At 47.9% G+C, this 1,406-nt stretch carries 1 protein-coding gene; it reads left to right on the top strand.

Going from position 1 to position 1,406, the window contains the following annotated elements; genetic code table 11:
- Positions 1 to 11 precede the first annotated feature (11 nt).
- Positions 12 to 1,304, top strand: coding sequence for a carboxyl-terminal processing protease CtpC (gene ctpC, locus PX484_RS22510; RefSeq protein WP_002801424.1), 1,293 nt, complete (start codon positions 12 to 14; stop codon positions 1,302 to 1,304).
- Positions 1,305 to 1,406 lie beyond the last annotated feature (102 nt).

Genomic DNA, 1,406 nt, shown 5'->3' with positions numbered 1-1,406 from the left:
GAAAATTACCTATGGTTATCAACAAACGCGGACTTGTTCTCGGTGCTACAGCAGTGGTCCTGTCTACCGTCGCCGTCACGGGGGCGGGATTCCGTCTCTCCCAAAGTCAAGCTTTTTTTCAGGAAAGTCCCAAGGAAACCGTTGATGAGGTTTGGCAGATCATCAACCGCACTTATTTAGATGGCACTTTTAATCAATCGGATTGGAACGCCATCCGCAATCAGTATTTAAATCGTTCCTACAAAAATCAAGAGGAAGCATACACCGCTATCCGTGAGATGTTGAAAACTCTCAATGATCCCTATACCCGTTTTATGGATCCCAAAGAGTTTAACAATATGAAGATCGATACATCGGGAGAATTGACTGGGGTAGGGATTCAACTGACCAAAGATGAGAAAACCAAGCAGTTAGTCGTGGTTTCACCCATTGAAGATACTCCCGCTTCTAAAGCTGGTGTGCTGCCTAAAGATGTGATTATCGCTATCGATGGTAAATCTACCGAAGGCATGGAATTGGAGCAAGCGGTGAGCATGATCCGCGGCAAAGTGGGGACAAGCGTTAAGATCACGATTCAACGGGGTGAGGAGAAGAAAGAATTGACTCTTACCCGGGCCAAAATTGAAATTCACCCAGTGCGGGCCCGCACGGAAAACACCCCGATCGGTAAAATTGGTTATATCCGTCTCAATCAATTTAGCGCCCAAGCTAGTGGCGATATGAGTCAAGCGATTCGCGAATTGGAATCTGAAGAGGTGAAGGGTTATATTCTCGATCTGCGTTCTAACCCCGGCGGTTTACTTTACGCCAGCATCGAAATCGCTCGGATGTGGATACCCGATGGTTTAATTGTCTCTACGGTCGATCGCAAAGGGGTGACGGAACGTCAACGGGCTAACAATCAAGCTTTGACTAATAAACCGCTAGTTGTCCTCGTCGATGGTGGTTCCGCCAGTGCCAGTGAAATTCTCTCCGGAGCTTTACAGGATCATGATCGGGCGGTTATTGTCGGTACGAAAACCTTTGGTAAGGGATTAGTGCAATCGGTACGCAGTCTTAGTGACGGTTCCGGATTAGCGGTGACAATTGCCAAGTATCTCACCCCCGACGGACGGGACATCAATAAAGATGGTATTCATCCGGATGTGGAGTCGGAACTGAGCGAGGAAGATCGCAAAAATCTTCAACAGGAACGGGATCAGGTGGGAACCTTCCAGGATCCTCAATTCAAGAAGGGTTTTGAAATCCTAGAAAAAGAAATCGCGGAAGGCAAAAAAACGCCCACCAATACCGCTAAACAATAGGTTGACATTTGCCCGCTCGAATTAAACCCACCCGACGGGCGATCGCTTCTCCCCGCTCGGCAAAAGGACCCCAGTATTGACCATTGACTGGGGTTTTTCCGT

It is taken from the genome of Microcystis sp. M49636_WE2 (assembly GCF_030065375.1).
In the GTDB taxonomy this organism is placed as follows: domain Bacteria; phylum Cyanobacteriota; class Cyanobacteriia; order Cyanobacteriales; family Microcystaceae; genus Microcystis; species Microcystis aeruginosa_C.
This window is presented reverse-complemented; position numbering and strand designations above follow the sequence as displayed.